Genomic DNA, 12,722 nt, shown 5'->3' with positions numbered 1-12,722 from the left:
CAAACGATGCGAGGAGGGAGCGGGAGAACCATGGGGAAGGAGCCAATCAACGTATTGATTGCCGAAGATGATGAGCTACAGCTAGAGGTGCTGGAGGGGTATCTGGCCACCCACGAACATATACGAATTGCAGCAAGAGCGCAGACCGGCGATGAGTTGATTGCCCAGGCGACACTCCGGACGGAATTGTCGGCGATGATCCTCGATATCCATCTGGGGGAGGGAAGAAGTGGGCTGGAAAGCTATTCGATTCTGAAGATGAGAGGGGTTCATCTCCCTACCATTCTCGTTACGGGAATGGCGCCACACGCGAGCGTTACGTACGACCTGGGAATTGTCGACATCGTGGAAAAGCCGTATACGGCAAAGCGCCTCCGGCAGGCGATCGAAAAGCTGCAGAGCCATATCGACTATCAATCATTCGTGAAAGCGGGGGGGCTCTACGTCCCGATCTTTGCGGAGGAAATTCTGCAAAAGACACCTGATGATATTTTGTACATCGAATCGATCAACCGAACAATACTCGTCCATACCGCCAGCGATGCCTACGAAAGCAAAATCCCGATCAAGGTATACGAGTCCTATTTGCAGGACAGCTATTTTTACCTGACACACCGCTCTTTTCTCGTAAATATGAAAAAGATCAGTCACATCGAGGGGAGTACGATTTATTTTCATCAGGCACGGGAAGGCAAGCAGGCGCTGATCGCGGAAGATAAAATACAGGAGATCGCCTCCTTCTGGAATAATTTGAAAAAATGGATGTAAGCAAATAACGGGGTCATTCCTTACCTGCGAACCAATTGCATGAGGAATGGCTTTTTTTCTGTCAAAAAAAATCGGTTCTGACCAAAGCGCTTTTGTTGGGACGGAATGTATTTCGGAATTTTTTGATAAAAAGCTAAGATGAAAGCAGGACTATTTTCTTATTCTTACTAATTGGTAAAGGGGGAGTTCGATATGGAGGGTACGCAATACAAACAAGAGCTGCGAAGGACGCTTACGTTTCGGGATTTGGTCATTTACGGGATGGTCTTTATGGCACCGCTCGCACCGATGCAAGTCTACGGCGCTGTTGCCCAACAAAGCTTTGGCATGGTGCCGCTGGTCTACTGTATCGGGGTTATTGCTCTGATGTTCACAGCGTTTAGCTACAGCCACATGAGCAAAGAGTTTCCCTTCGCGGGCTCAGTCTACTCGTATGTGAGCAGGGGAGCAAATCCACATGTGGGCTTCATTGCAGGCTGGTTGATCTTGGCGGATTATATTCTTTGTCCAGCCTTGCTATATGCCTTTGCAGGGGTATGGATGGCAGGGATTCTGCCGGAGGTTCCCGCCTTTGTGTGGACGCTCTTTTTCGTAATTTGCAACACACTGATCAACGTCCGCGGAATCACGATGACGGCTCGAGCGAATCTGATCATGTTTTGGATGCAGATCATCACGCTTGTCGTGTTTTTAGGAATCGCTTTCAAGTTTGTTTTCATCGACGGACACGGCTTGGGTGGCTTTAGTCTGGCGCCATTGTATCAGACAGACCATGTGGATTTTGGTTTTATCGCGACAGCGACGTCCATCGCCGTGCTCGGATTTCTCGGCTTCGATGGCATCAGTACCTTGGCAGAAGAAGCAAAGGACCCTGTGAAAACAGTCGGAAAGGCAACGGTCCTGTCCATCCTGTTCAGTGGATTGCTGTTTATCATTCAAGTGTACATGGCGGCATTGATTCATCCGCAGTTTGAGACGCTCAACCCGGACATGGGCTTTTTTGAAATTGCGCGAGAAGCGGGTGGACCAGTGTTTTATACGATCTTGATACTGATCAACGTCGTCGCAGTAGGGATAGCGGTTACGCTGAATGTGCAGTCGGCAACTGCCCGCGTGCTGTACTCGATGAGCCGGGAAAACCTGCTGCCTTTTGCACAGGCCTTATCCAAGATCCATCCGAAATTTCAAACGCCGGTCAACGCGACGATCTTTTGCGCGCTGCTATCTGTCGTCGTCACTTTGTCTCTGTCAATCGAGACGCTTTACAAGTTCGTCACGTTCGGTGCCATCACGGCTTTCATGATGTTGAATGCTACCATCATCGTCTATTTTTACGGAAAAAAACGCAGGCGAGGAGTCAAAGGTTTCCTTACCTACGCGCTCACTCCGTTCATTGGACTTCTGATCACAGGCTATGTCTGGTCTGGGTTTGACTGGACGACCTTTTCCGTTGGTTTTGGATGGGTATTGATCGGAGTCGTAGTCGGCTATGTGAAGTCCAATGGCTATCGAAAAGTAGCCCCAGTACTCAAAGATATGTAAATTCAAAGGAGGATACAAATATGCGCTTACAGAACAAAGTCGCCATCGTAACAGGAGCAGCCAGAGGAATTGGTGCTGCTATTGCCCAGCGTTTTGCCGAAGAGGGAGCCTGGGTCGTGGCGACGGATATTGCAGCAGCAGGAGAAGAGGTCGTAGAAGAAATTTCCGCGAAAGGCCAAAAGGCTGTCTTTTTCCAGGGGGATGTGTCCAAATCAGCAGACGTGCAAGCACTCCTCGCATTTGCCAAGGAAACGTATGGTGTTCCTACTGTCCTGTGCAACAACGCTGCAATTAACGTGCCGGGATCTGTGATCGAGCTTGAAGAAGAGGTATGGGACCGTACGATGGAGGTCAATGTTAAATCGATGTTTTTGACTGGCAAATACATTGTGCCTGAAATGATCGAGGCAGGTGGCGGCTCTGTAGTGAACATGGCCTCCGCGAATAGTTTCGCAGCAGAACCGCGCTTGTCTGCGTACGTCACCTCCAAAGGAGCCATCCATATGCTGACGAAACAGATGGCGCTGGATTTTGCGGCAGAAAAAGTACGTGTGAACTGCATTTGCCCAGGATGGGTAGACACGACTTTCAACGATGCACATGCCGACTTGTTTGGCGGCCGTGAAAACGTACTGAAAAGCATTAGTGAGTTCCAGCCCATCGGTCGAACCATCCAACCGGTTGAAATCGCCAATGTGGCCGTATTTTTAGCATCTGATGAATCCTCGGCGATGACGGGAAGTGCTGTGCTTGTGGATGGCGGTTTGACGTCCAAATAGTGGTCTCTAGAAGGAATCGAATCTTGCGTGTGGGGACGCGTCCTCGTGAGTAAAGCCTGCCGGTAAAACGGCGAGGCTTTTTTTGCTTTTTGCATTCCGGGAGTGTCAGAAGGACGTAGGCGAAATTAAAATACGTTGACAAAATAATAGACAATGAATTAAATTGTCTATAAATAATCAGATGATTTGTTTGGTTGTTTACTTTATGGAGAGGAGCTTGTTCTTTTGTTACACAATCGTTACGTCCGCACCATTATTTTTTCCCGCACGTTTTTGCAGCTTGGCGTCTGGATTCGCAATTTCGCTATCCTTTTGTACGTAAGCGATTTGACACACAATGACCCGCTGTATGTATCGCTGATTTCCGTAGTTGAGTATGCACCGATCTTTCTGTTCGCCATTATCGGAGGAACATTTGCTGATCGATGGAGGCCGAAGCGCACCATGGTTCTCTGTGATCTATTGTCGAGTCTTTCCTTGTTTGCAGTGCTGGTTGCCCTCGTTTATGGTTCTTGGCACGCTTTGCTGCTCGCTACTTTGTTTTCATCGATCATGTCGCAATTTTCCCAGCCGTCTGCGATGAAAATATTTAAGCAGCATGTCCCGCATGCGCAGCTGCAAAGCGTGATGGCTATGTTTCAGTCCTTGATGGCGATTTTCATGGTGATTGGGCCGGTTGTAGGCACGTACCTGTACCAAAAATACGGAATACATGTCTCGCTCATTTTGACAGGGCTTCTTTTCTTCGCATCAGGAATTACCCTCATTTCTCTTCCGAGGGACGCTGCAGTCCAGGAAGCAGCGGGGAAACGGGCAAATTTCAAGCAAGAGCTGTTGGAAGGCTTGCAATACGTATGGAACAATCGGACGTTGAGGACGCTGGGAGGCACCTTTGCGGCAGCGGGGCTGGCTGTCGGTATTATTCAGCCGCTCATGATCTTCGTAGCGATTGAGAATCTGGGGATGGATAAAGAATTTATACGCTGGCCCCTCATGATCAATGGAGCTGCGATGTTGGTTGGCGGCGCTCTCATTATGGGAGTGGCGAAGAAAGTGAAGCCGCAGAGCTTGCTCGCACTCGGTTTGGCAGTGAGCACCGTGACGACTATCTGGGTAGGCTTGTCTCATAGCGTGTGGATTACGCTGCTCTTGCAAGCTGTGAGCGGCTTGATCTATCCGTGTATTCAAGTGGGGATCAATACGATGATCATGCAAAATACGCAGGTCGAGTTCATCGGGCGGGTAGGGGGAGCCATGACTCCGATTTTCATGGGGATGATGGTCGTCGGTATGTCTGCCGCAGGGGTAGTGAAGGACCTGCTTACCCTCGGAGCCGTGTATACGTTCAGTGGGTTCCTGTTTCTCATCGGTGCGCTGTTGCTTTTGCCAATCATCCTTCCGCGTAGACAGCAGGAAAAGATTGGCCACGCACAAGAAAAGTAGAAGGTTTGTCAGGACGGCTCCGATCCGATATAACGCGTTTTGATGTGCGCCGATATGTCCTGCACGAAACGGAAAAGTGGCAGTCCTATCAGCTTCCGACGAGCTGTTTTCTCTACGCGTTTAGAGGGTACGCACGGCTGTCACTGGCAGGCAGAGAGTATATCGCTCAACGTTTTTTCCTGCTACATGGCGGAAAGGGCATTTCTCTGGATATCGCCGAGGTAGAGGATGAGTTTGAATTCTGCCTGATTTTCTATAAAGCGACGATTCCCTTGTCCAAAGCAGATACCATAGCCGGAACTCGTTTCAGGAAGTATACGGCTTTTCCCCGGAAGAGCCGGTACCGCTGCTCGAGTGGGCAAACCAAATGGAGCAAAAATGGCAGCAGCCAGATGCATTGGGACGGCTGCATGTCAAAGCGATATTCTATCAATTTGTACACGCTCATTTGCTCCAAAAGCAGCTGCAGGGAGCACAGCCGGAAACAGAAAAACCAACCTTGGTGGAGCAAGTCATGGCTTATTTGGATAAGCATCACGCAGAGCAGATCACTCTTGACTCGTTAGCCAAGCAGTTCCATTACAGCGTGCGCTATTTGACCCGCATCTTTAAAATGCAGACCGGATATAGTCCCATCGATTACTTGATCAAGGTGAGAATTCAAAAAGCAGCAGAAAGACTGCAAGGGACGGACGCTACACTCCAGGAGATCGCGGCCAGTGTGGGCTACGCCGATCCGTTCTATTTCACAAGACTGTTCAAAAAGCATACGGGAATGACCTCGAATCAATATCAGAAGCGGGCAAGCACGCAGCGAAAAGGTCCATATCGTCCCTATGACAAGACCGAATTGTCCATTGCCGCACAGGAAATCCAAAGGTATATTGGTGAAAACGATTCTCAACAAGTCTTCGGAGGGATTAGGCAAGTGGATAGAAAGACAACACAGTCGATTGCTTTCGCACTGATCGTAGCGCTCAGCTTGCTGGTGAGTGCTTGTGCGGGTACACCGAATACAGCTGCACCGAATGGCAATGTACAGGCAGAGACACCAGTATCTACTGAGCGAACTGTAACGGACGCATTGGGACATGAAATGAAGGTGCCATCGCAGCCACAGCGAGTGATCGCGTCGTATCTGGAGGATCATCTCATCGCGCTGGGAGTAAAACCCGTTGCACAATGGTCGGTAAAAGGAAACGTTGTTCAGCAGTACCTGCAAAAAGATCTGGCGGGAGTACCTTTGATTCCTCATGATCTGCCGCCGGAAGTCGTCATGAGCTACAATCCAGATTTGCTTTTCGTCGACAGTGCCGAAATGGTAGCAGGGGACCGCTACAGCCAATATGCGAAAATCACGCCCACCATTGCTGTAGGGACAGAGAAAAACAACGACTGGCGTCAAGAACTGCTGACAGTCGGAGACGTTCTGAACAAGAAAGAGGAAGCGAAAAAAGTACTGGCTGACTACGAAGCAAAAGCAAAGGACGCTCGGGAGCAATTGAAAAAAGCAATAGGCACACACTCAGCTGCAGCGCTCTGGGTCACAGGGAAAGCCGTATTCGTCGTAGATGAGCATTTATCCAGCGGTGATTTGCTCTACAAAGACCTAGGGCTGACAATCCCAGAAGTCGTGAAGGAAGCATCCAAGCAAAATGATGCCAACTGGAAGCCCCTTTCGACAGAAAAGCTGGCGGAGTTAAACGCTGATCATTTGTTTGTTGTACAAGGAAAAGGCGTAAACATGGATGAAATGAAAAAGGATCCAATCTGGTTGCAAATGCCGGCTGTAAAGAACGGGCATGTGTACGTATTTGATGATAGCTCGAGCTGGCTGTACACCGGAGCGATTGCCAACAGTCAGATGATCGATGACGTTTTGAAATCCGTAGTGAAGTAAATAGCAGGATATCCTGATAGAGAAACAGCGGCTGCCTTTGACGAGGCTAGCCGCTGTTTTGTTGAGCCCGCATCCCGCATCAAGCTTTTCGCGAATCTAATCCAAACCGGGTTCCCGTCAAAGCATCATGCTGAAAATTTTCAAACGTTTTGAAGATGTTCGTAAGCCTAGCACTCGTACCAGACTTCTGAACGATCCCACTTACAAATGTGACCCGCCGCTCGCATCGATCAACTGACCGGTTATCCAACGGCTGTCTGAGGAGGCAAGAAAAGCGGCTATATCCGCTACATCTTGGGGCTCTCCCCATCTGTTGAAGGTTGAAAGCGAAGCCGCATACTTTTGTCCGTCAGGGCTTTGCAAGGTGCCTGCATTCATATCCGTGTTGATGATACCGGGGAGGATCGCGTTCACCGTAATTTGGCGGCTCCCAAGCTGTTTGGCCAACATGAGGGTTAGCGTGTTGATTGTGCTCTTTGACATACTGTAGGCGAAAACACTTGGAGAGGCTGCCCGCGTAACGAACGAGGAGAGGTTAATAATCCGGCCTTCTTCCTTTATACGAGGCAAAGCTTGCTGGATCATAATAAAAGGCGCTTTGACATTCATGTTCATGACCTCGTCAAAAGATTCTTCCGTAGTCTCCTCGAAGCTTGCTATTTGTCCGATCCCAGCATTGTTTACGAATATATCAAACCGCGTCTCTCCCGTACGTTTTAGAAGCTCCTCGTCCAGCTGCGTATAGAAATCGCCAATTCCAGTATGGACACGCAAGTCAGTGCCGATCGAGAAGGCCGAACCGCCGTTTCTCTCGATGTCCTGGACAACCTCTTCGGCATCTTTTCTTCTCGTCCCATAGTGTACGGCTACCAACGCCCCATCCTGTGCCAGACGCCGTGCAATAGCTCGACCAATTCCTCGGCTTGCACCCGTCACAACCGCAATCTTGCCCTTCAGCTTGCTCATGTTCTCATCTCCTTGTTTGAAATTCATGTTAGTTATACCATGAGGAGATGTTTGGAATGTTGCTCTGTTATTCGTCTGCAGAGAGTATAGGGAGCTGGGAGCTTACCTTTGCTCTTTCGGAAACTTGACCCAGACGACGATTAAAAAAGTAGCGACTGGGCCAAGCAATAGCGAGAGAAAAAACCACGTAAGGCCACTTTCATTTTTACTTTGAGCTAATCCGGCATTAATGAGGGCTAAAGTCCCCCACCCGATCGCATACCCATTCTCCACGCTGTCACACACCTTTTACCAAAAATTTTGAATCTATTTCTTAGCGGGCTCATCCATGAACCATAAAATATAGAGCAGCGCTTGCAAATTAAGATGGACGCTTCCTTGTTCGCCCAGTCCAAGCCGAAGAACGTGGCTCCTCGCGCTGCCTGTTAATCGACAATAAACAGTTTTGCTCCAACCTTGGTAGCAGAGCGATGTGGAGAGGTATCATCTGTATTCGACAAGTCGAACCCGCATGTCATGAAAATGCTGCGTTCTCCAATAGGCGGCTCCTTCTAGGCCCTTATGCTCAGTAGGCTCGATGGCACTCCAGTCTGTTACGGTAAAGGGAATGTTGGTTAATTTCATTTCATATGCCTCCTTCCAGTACTTGTCTCTCATTATGGTAAGTTATCTTTCCGAATGGCAAGAATTCTTTCCATTATCTTCTGCTTCTTTCTAAATAACGTAGTCCCAATCAGCTTTTCACGCTGGCATACATTGTGCAAGAATACGCTTTCAAAATGAAATGATGGGGTGATTCTTGGATGAATAACAACCAAACCGTTCAGGCACAGAAAAAGCAAGGGAGATCTACGACTGCCATCCATGCTGGTTACCATGCTGATCCACAGACAGGCGCATTGGCGACACCCATTTACCAAACCTCGACGTTTGTCTTTGCCTCAACGGAGGAAGGGGCTCGGCGCTTTGCTGGGGAAGAAGCGGGCTACGTCTATTCTCGTTTAGGCAATCCGACGGTCACTGTCTTGGAAGAGAAGATTGCCGCTTTGGAGAAGGCGGAGGCTGGTCTTGCCTTTGCATCCGGGATGGCCGCGGTTTCGGCGGTTCTTATGGCCCTCGTGAAAAGTGGGGACCATATCCTCGGCACCAAAGGATTGTACGGCTGCACGTACGGTTTACTGAATTTGATGCAAGACCGTTTTGGAGTCACGTACTCGCTCTGTGACATGACAGTCGAGGAGTCCATCCGTCAAAAGCTGATGCCCACTACCCGAGTGATTTACGTCGAAACGCCGATCAATCCTACGATGGAGCTGGTCGATCTGAAGCTGGTCGCAAAAATTGCCAAGGAGATAGGTGCCTGCGTCGTCGTGGATAATACGTTTATGTCTCCCTACTTGCAGCGGCCCATCGAGCATGGGTGTGATATCGTCATTCATAGCGCAACGAAATTCATTGGCGGACACGGCGATGTCATTGCAGGTGTTGCGGCAGGTCCTCAATCGATTATGGATACGATTCGCATGACCTCTTTAAAGGATATAGGCGGTATTATAGGTCCGTTTGATGCTTACTTATTGATCCGAGGGCTGAAGACGCTGGGCGTGCGGATGGATCGCCACTGTGAAAATGGCCAAAGGGTTGCGGAGTTTTTAGATCAGCATCCGAAAGTGGCGAAGGTGCATTACCCGGGCTTGTCGCGGTTTCCTCAATATGAATTGGCCTGCAGGCAAATGGATGGCTTCGGCGGCCTGCTCGCCTTTGAGCTGAAAGGCGGGATGGAAGCAGGGATCCGCATGATGAACAACGTACAGCTGTGCAAACGGGCCGTCAGTTTGGGAGATGTGGATTCACTTATTCAGCATCCCGCCTCGATGACCCATTCGATCATTCCGCTACAGGAAAGAGAAAAAATGGGGATTACAGATGGACTGATCCGTTTGTCCGTAGGGATCGAGGACATTGAGGACATCCTCGACGATTTGGAAGCAGCGCTTGCCTTTGCTTGATATCTCCGATGGCCCGTGTGCAGAAACACACCGGGCTTTTCTTTATAGAAAACGATGGACAAGCATCTGATCCAGCATACATACAAAAAAGAAAGACTTGCGCCCTTTGAATCAGACGGCTCCACCAAAAAGCTTGGCGTAGCCATTTTTTCTCATTATGATGGATGGAGAGAACTAGACCGTTTGACGGGTGAGGTGGGATTGCGCTCATGGGTATTACCTTTCAAATCAATGGCGTAAACCGGGTTGGCATCACACATGAGGTCATCGCCTGCTTTGCAGCGAACCAGATCGATATTATCGGGATGGAGGTTCGGCCTCACTATATTTATTTGAAAATTCCTACCGTGGCTCCGAGCAAGGTCGAGACGATCACGCAATGGATTAGGCAGGTGAAAGGCATCGAGCAGGTAAAAATGATCCCATACCTACCTGCAGAAGAGCGTGAAAACCGCATTCATACGATTCTTACAACGGTTTCGGAAGGAATTCTCCTGCTGGATGATCAGCTGAGGATCACTACCATCAATCGTGCAGCTCAAGCGATGCTGAAAATGGAGCCAGAACGGCTGCTGCATGACTCGATCGAAAAGCTGTGGGGAGAAGCAGCGGTCGAGGTGAGGCGATGCCTGGAGGAAGCGATTGAGGTGCCCAGCGTTCAGGTAAGTCTGCTTACCGGACAAAAAAAGCGCATGACTTACATTTGCAGCTATCATCCCATTATTCCTGCCGAGAAGAGCGAGCGTCAAGGTGTCGTGATTGTGCTGCGCGACAATAAACAAATTCAAGAATTGCTGTCCACCGTACAGCGAAGTGAGCGATTTTCCTTTGACGAAATCGTTCAGCAGAGTGCGAATATGCGACAGTGTATTGAGACGGCAAAGCGAGTGGCGAAAAGCGAAGCCACTGTTTTCCTACAAGGGGAGAGCGGTACGGGAAAAGAGCTGTTTGCCAAAGCGATTCACTTTGAGAGCAATCGTTCTGCCGGGCCTTTTGTACCCATTAACTGTGCCGCCATTCCAGATGCTCTGCTTGAAAGCGAGCTATTTGGGTACGAGCAAGGAGCGTTTACGGGGGCGCTTAAGGGGGGCAAGCTTGGGCTGTTTGAGATTGCGCAGGCTGGAACACTTTTTCTGGATGAAATTGGGGATATTCCGTTGCATCTGCAAGCGAAGCTCCTGCGCGTATTGGAAGAGCGAAAAGTACGGAGAGTCGGCGGGAACAAATCGATTCCCATCGATGTCCGCATTATCGCAGCTACGAATCGAAATCTTGCAGACATGACGAGCAAAGGACTGTTCCGCGAAGATTTATATTACCGCTTGCACGTCATCCCGATCGTGATTCCGCCGCTTCGAGAGCGCAAAAGCGATATCCCGATGCTGGCCCAGTACTTTATTCAAAAGGTATGCCGAGCAACGAATCAGCCGATGATTCCGCTCACTCACTCAGCTATTCGCGCCTTGCAGGTTCACAATTGGCCGGGCAACGTTCGTGAGCTGCAAAATGTGATGGAGCGAACGGTATACCTTTGTCCTGGACAGGAAATTGGGGCGGCGCATTTGTATTTTGATACACAGCAGGATCGTGCCGAAAGCGAACAAGACTTTTCACACTCCACCCCAAAGCTACTCAAAGAACAAATGGATTACTACGAAAAAACGATATTGATTCGTGCGTTAAAAGAGCATCCTTCCATCAGGCAAGCCGCGGCCTATTTAGGCATTAGCCATACAGCTGTCCTGCAGAAAATGAAAAAATACCAGTTGTAAGCGGGGACTAAAGCGTTGCCAAACAAAAAAACGCCCAAAGCGGGCGTCTTTTTATGTAACCGAAATCTATTTTACGATTTCTTTCAGTTCTTTTCCTGGCTTGAATGCAGGGAGTTTTGCAGAAGCGATTTCAATTTCTTCACCTGTTTGAGGATTGCGTCCTTTGCGAGCTGCACGTTCGCGCACTTCGAAGTTACCGAAACCGATGAGGGATACTTTTTCTCCGTTTTGGAGTGCACCAGCAATCGCTTCGAAAATCGCATCTACAGCTTTGGTAGAATCCTTTTTCGTGAGTTCAGTAGCTTCTGCTACTTTTGCAATCAGTTCTGTTTTGTTCATGAGTAACACCCTTTCATTCAATATAAAATACATAATACTTGAGTTGGGAAGGAAATGGAAGAGTGTGAGAGAACATTCGTTTCCTATGTTGAAAAAAATATGGAGATTCTCGAGAATGGAGCCCTCCAGCACACCATTATTTATGCAAAAATAGATAATCATGCAAGAATGGATATGGCTCTTTGGTTCTGCCCGATAAGCGGTTGAACAGATAATGGCATAAAAGCTGCATGGTACAAGAAATAGAAATCATCCATTGACGAACTGCTGGACGTACACGTACTTTATAGAATAGCATCGTGATTTTGAGATCGTCTATGATCATTCCAATGAAGTTGTAGTGAAATGATTCTCCTTGCCAAGGAAATCGTGAGTAGATAGGCAGCGAAAGCAACCTTTGTTCGGGAGTCAGCCGGGTAAAGATTGCTTTGTTTCTGGAAGAGAATATATAGCGGAAATTTAGGGTATATCGGCATTGATCTTACCGAAAAAGCATTTCACCGATTTGGTTGATTTGGATATCGGGACGGCGACGGAAATCATGAAAGCCTCTCAGAAAATTACCACTGCCCTGAAAAAAGTATTTCCTGTAGAAGGGGTAAGTGTTTGTGAAAATGGGGGAATATTCAAGGGGGGCGTTCAACATAAAAGAATGAATGAAAAAGCAATAGATTGTGGGGGAACGCAGCAATAGCCGTTAGCGTCCTTGAGGCACAACATCTGTACGCGAGTTTGGGGTTTGCGGATCACGGTCATCGATACTTTACACATGCTCGGAATTCTCAAAAGAAAGGAGTCAAGAAAATGATCCAGTCCATCGTACACATTGCTCTCGTCGTCAAAGATTACGATGAGGCCATCGAGTAGACACCTATCAGCCCGAACAGGATAAACGCTGGGTGGTTGTGTCTCCTCCGGGCTCAGTGGGGACTACGATCTTGCTAGCGAGAGCATCTAATCCAGAGCAAGAGAGCTACATAGGCAATCAGACCGGCGGCAGAGTCTTTCTTTTCCTAAATACAGATGATTTTTGGAGAGATTATGAGGAAATGGTTGCAAGAGGGATCGAATTTGTGAGGGAGCCGCAAGAGGGGTCCTACGGAACAGTTGCCGTGTTCAAGGATTTGTACGGGAACCTCTGGGATCTGCTGCAGCTTAAAGAAGATCATCCGATTTCGAAAAGAATGAAGTAAAAGCATTTGTG

The 12,722-nt window shown here is 48.6% G+C and carries 11 protein-coding genes and 1 pseudogene; 9 read left to right on the top strand and 3 right to left on the bottom strand.

The window, feature by feature from the left end:
- Nucleotides 1-30 precede the first annotated feature (30 nt).
- The 5 genes from ACLIN2_RS20185 to ACLIN2_RS20165 all read left to right on the top strand — a co-directional run bounded on the left by ACLIN2_RS20185 (nucleotide 31) and on the right by ACLIN2_RS20165 (nucleotide 6,432).
- Entirely contained in the window at nucleotides 31-768 is a 738-nt protein-coding gene (locus tag ACLIN2_RS20185; RefSeq protein WP_411501946.1) for a LytR/AlgR family response regulator transcription factor, read from the top strand.
- Between the two features lie 192 nt (nucleotides 769-960).
- The gene (locus ACLIN2_RS20180) at nucleotides 961-2,310 is read left to right on the top strand and encodes an APC family permease (RefSeq protein ID WP_411501945.1); all 1,350 of its coding nucleotides are present in this window, start codon (nucleotides 961-963) and stop codon (nucleotides 2,308-2,310) included.
- Nucleotides 2,311-2,330: 20 nt separating this feature from the next.
- Nucleotides 2,331-3,089, top strand: a complete 759-nt coding sequence (locus ACLIN2_RS20175) for an SDR family NAD(P)-dependent oxidoreductase (RefSeq protein ID WP_411501944.1) — start codon at nucleotides 2,331-2,333, stop codon at nucleotides 3,087-3,089.
- A 225-nt stretch (nucleotides 3,090-3,314) separates the two neighbouring features.
- Nucleotides 3,315-4,532 (top strand): MFS transporter, encoded by a 1,218-nt coding sequence (locus ACLIN2_RS20170; RefSeq protein WP_411501943.1) that lies wholly within the window; start codon nucleotides 3,315-3,317, stop codon nucleotides 4,530-4,532.
- A gap of 367 nt (nucleotides 4,533-4,899) precedes the next feature.
- Entirely contained in the window at nucleotides 4,900-6,432 is a 1,533-nt protein-coding gene (locus ACLIN2_RS20165; RefSeq protein ID WP_411501942.1) for an AraC family transcriptional regulator, read from the top strand.
- Between the two features lie 201 nt (nucleotides 6,433-6,633).
- Here the strand turns inward: ACLIN2_RS20165 and ACLIN2_RS20160 are convergent, their stop codons facing one another.
- Nucleotides 6,634-7,398 (bottom strand): SDR family oxidoreductase, encoded by a 765-nt coding sequence (locus ACLIN2_RS20160; RefSeq protein ID WP_411501941.1) that lies wholly within the window; start codon nucleotides 7,396-7,398, stop codon nucleotides 6,634-6,636.
- Between the two features lie 483 nt (nucleotides 7,399-7,881).
- On the bottom strand, nucleotides 7,882-8,022 hold the full coding sequence (locus ACLIN2_RS20155; protein WP_411501940.1) for a hypothetical protein: 141 nt from the start codon (nucleotides 8,020-8,022) through the stop codon (nucleotides 7,882-7,884).
- A gap of 179 nt (nucleotides 8,023-8,201) precedes the next feature.
- Between ACLIN2_RS20155 and megL the strand changes: the two genes are divergently transcribed.
- On the top strand, nucleotides 8,202-9,407 hold the full coding sequence (megL, locus tag ACLIN2_RS20150; RefSeq protein WP_411501939.1) for a methionine gamma-lyase: 1,206 nt from the start codon (nucleotides 8,202-8,204) through the stop codon (nucleotides 9,405-9,407).
- Between the two features lie 209 nt (nucleotides 9,408-9,616).
- On the top strand, nucleotides 9,617-11,179 hold the full coding sequence (locus ACLIN2_RS20145; protein ID WP_411501938.1) for a sigma 54-interacting transcriptional regulator: 1,563 nt from the start codon (nucleotides 9,617-9,619) through the stop codon (nucleotides 11,177-11,179).
- Nucleotides 11,180-11,245: 66 nt separating this feature from the next.
- On the opposite strand, the gene ACLIN2_RS20140 is transcribed toward ACLIN2_RS20145, so the two are convergent.
- Entirely contained in the window at nucleotides 11,246-11,518 is a 273-nt protein-coding gene (locus ACLIN2_RS20140; RefSeq protein WP_092267910.1) for an HU family DNA-binding protein, read from the bottom strand.
- Between the two features lie 475 nt (nucleotides 11,519-11,993).
- Between ACLIN2_RS20140 and ACLIN2_RS20135 the strand changes: the two genes are divergently transcribed.
- Complete coding sequence (locus ACLIN2_RS20135) at nucleotides 11,994-12,212, top strand: HIT family protein (RefSeq protein WP_092267644.1); 219 nt, start codon at nucleotides 11,994-11,996, stop codon at nucleotides 12,210-12,212.
- A gap of 110 nt (nucleotides 12,213-12,322) precedes the next feature.
- A pseudogene (locus tag ACLIN2_RS20130) lies at nucleotides 12,323-12,711 on the top strand (VOC family protein).
- Nucleotides 12,712-12,722 lie beyond the last annotated feature (11 nt).

Source organism: Brevibacillus centrosporus, assembly GCF_046622605.1.
Taxonomy (GTDB): domain Bacteria; phylum Bacillota; class Bacilli; order Brevibacillales; family Brevibacillaceae; genus Brevibacillus; species Brevibacillus centrosporus.
This window is presented reverse-complemented; position numbering and strand designations above follow the sequence as displayed.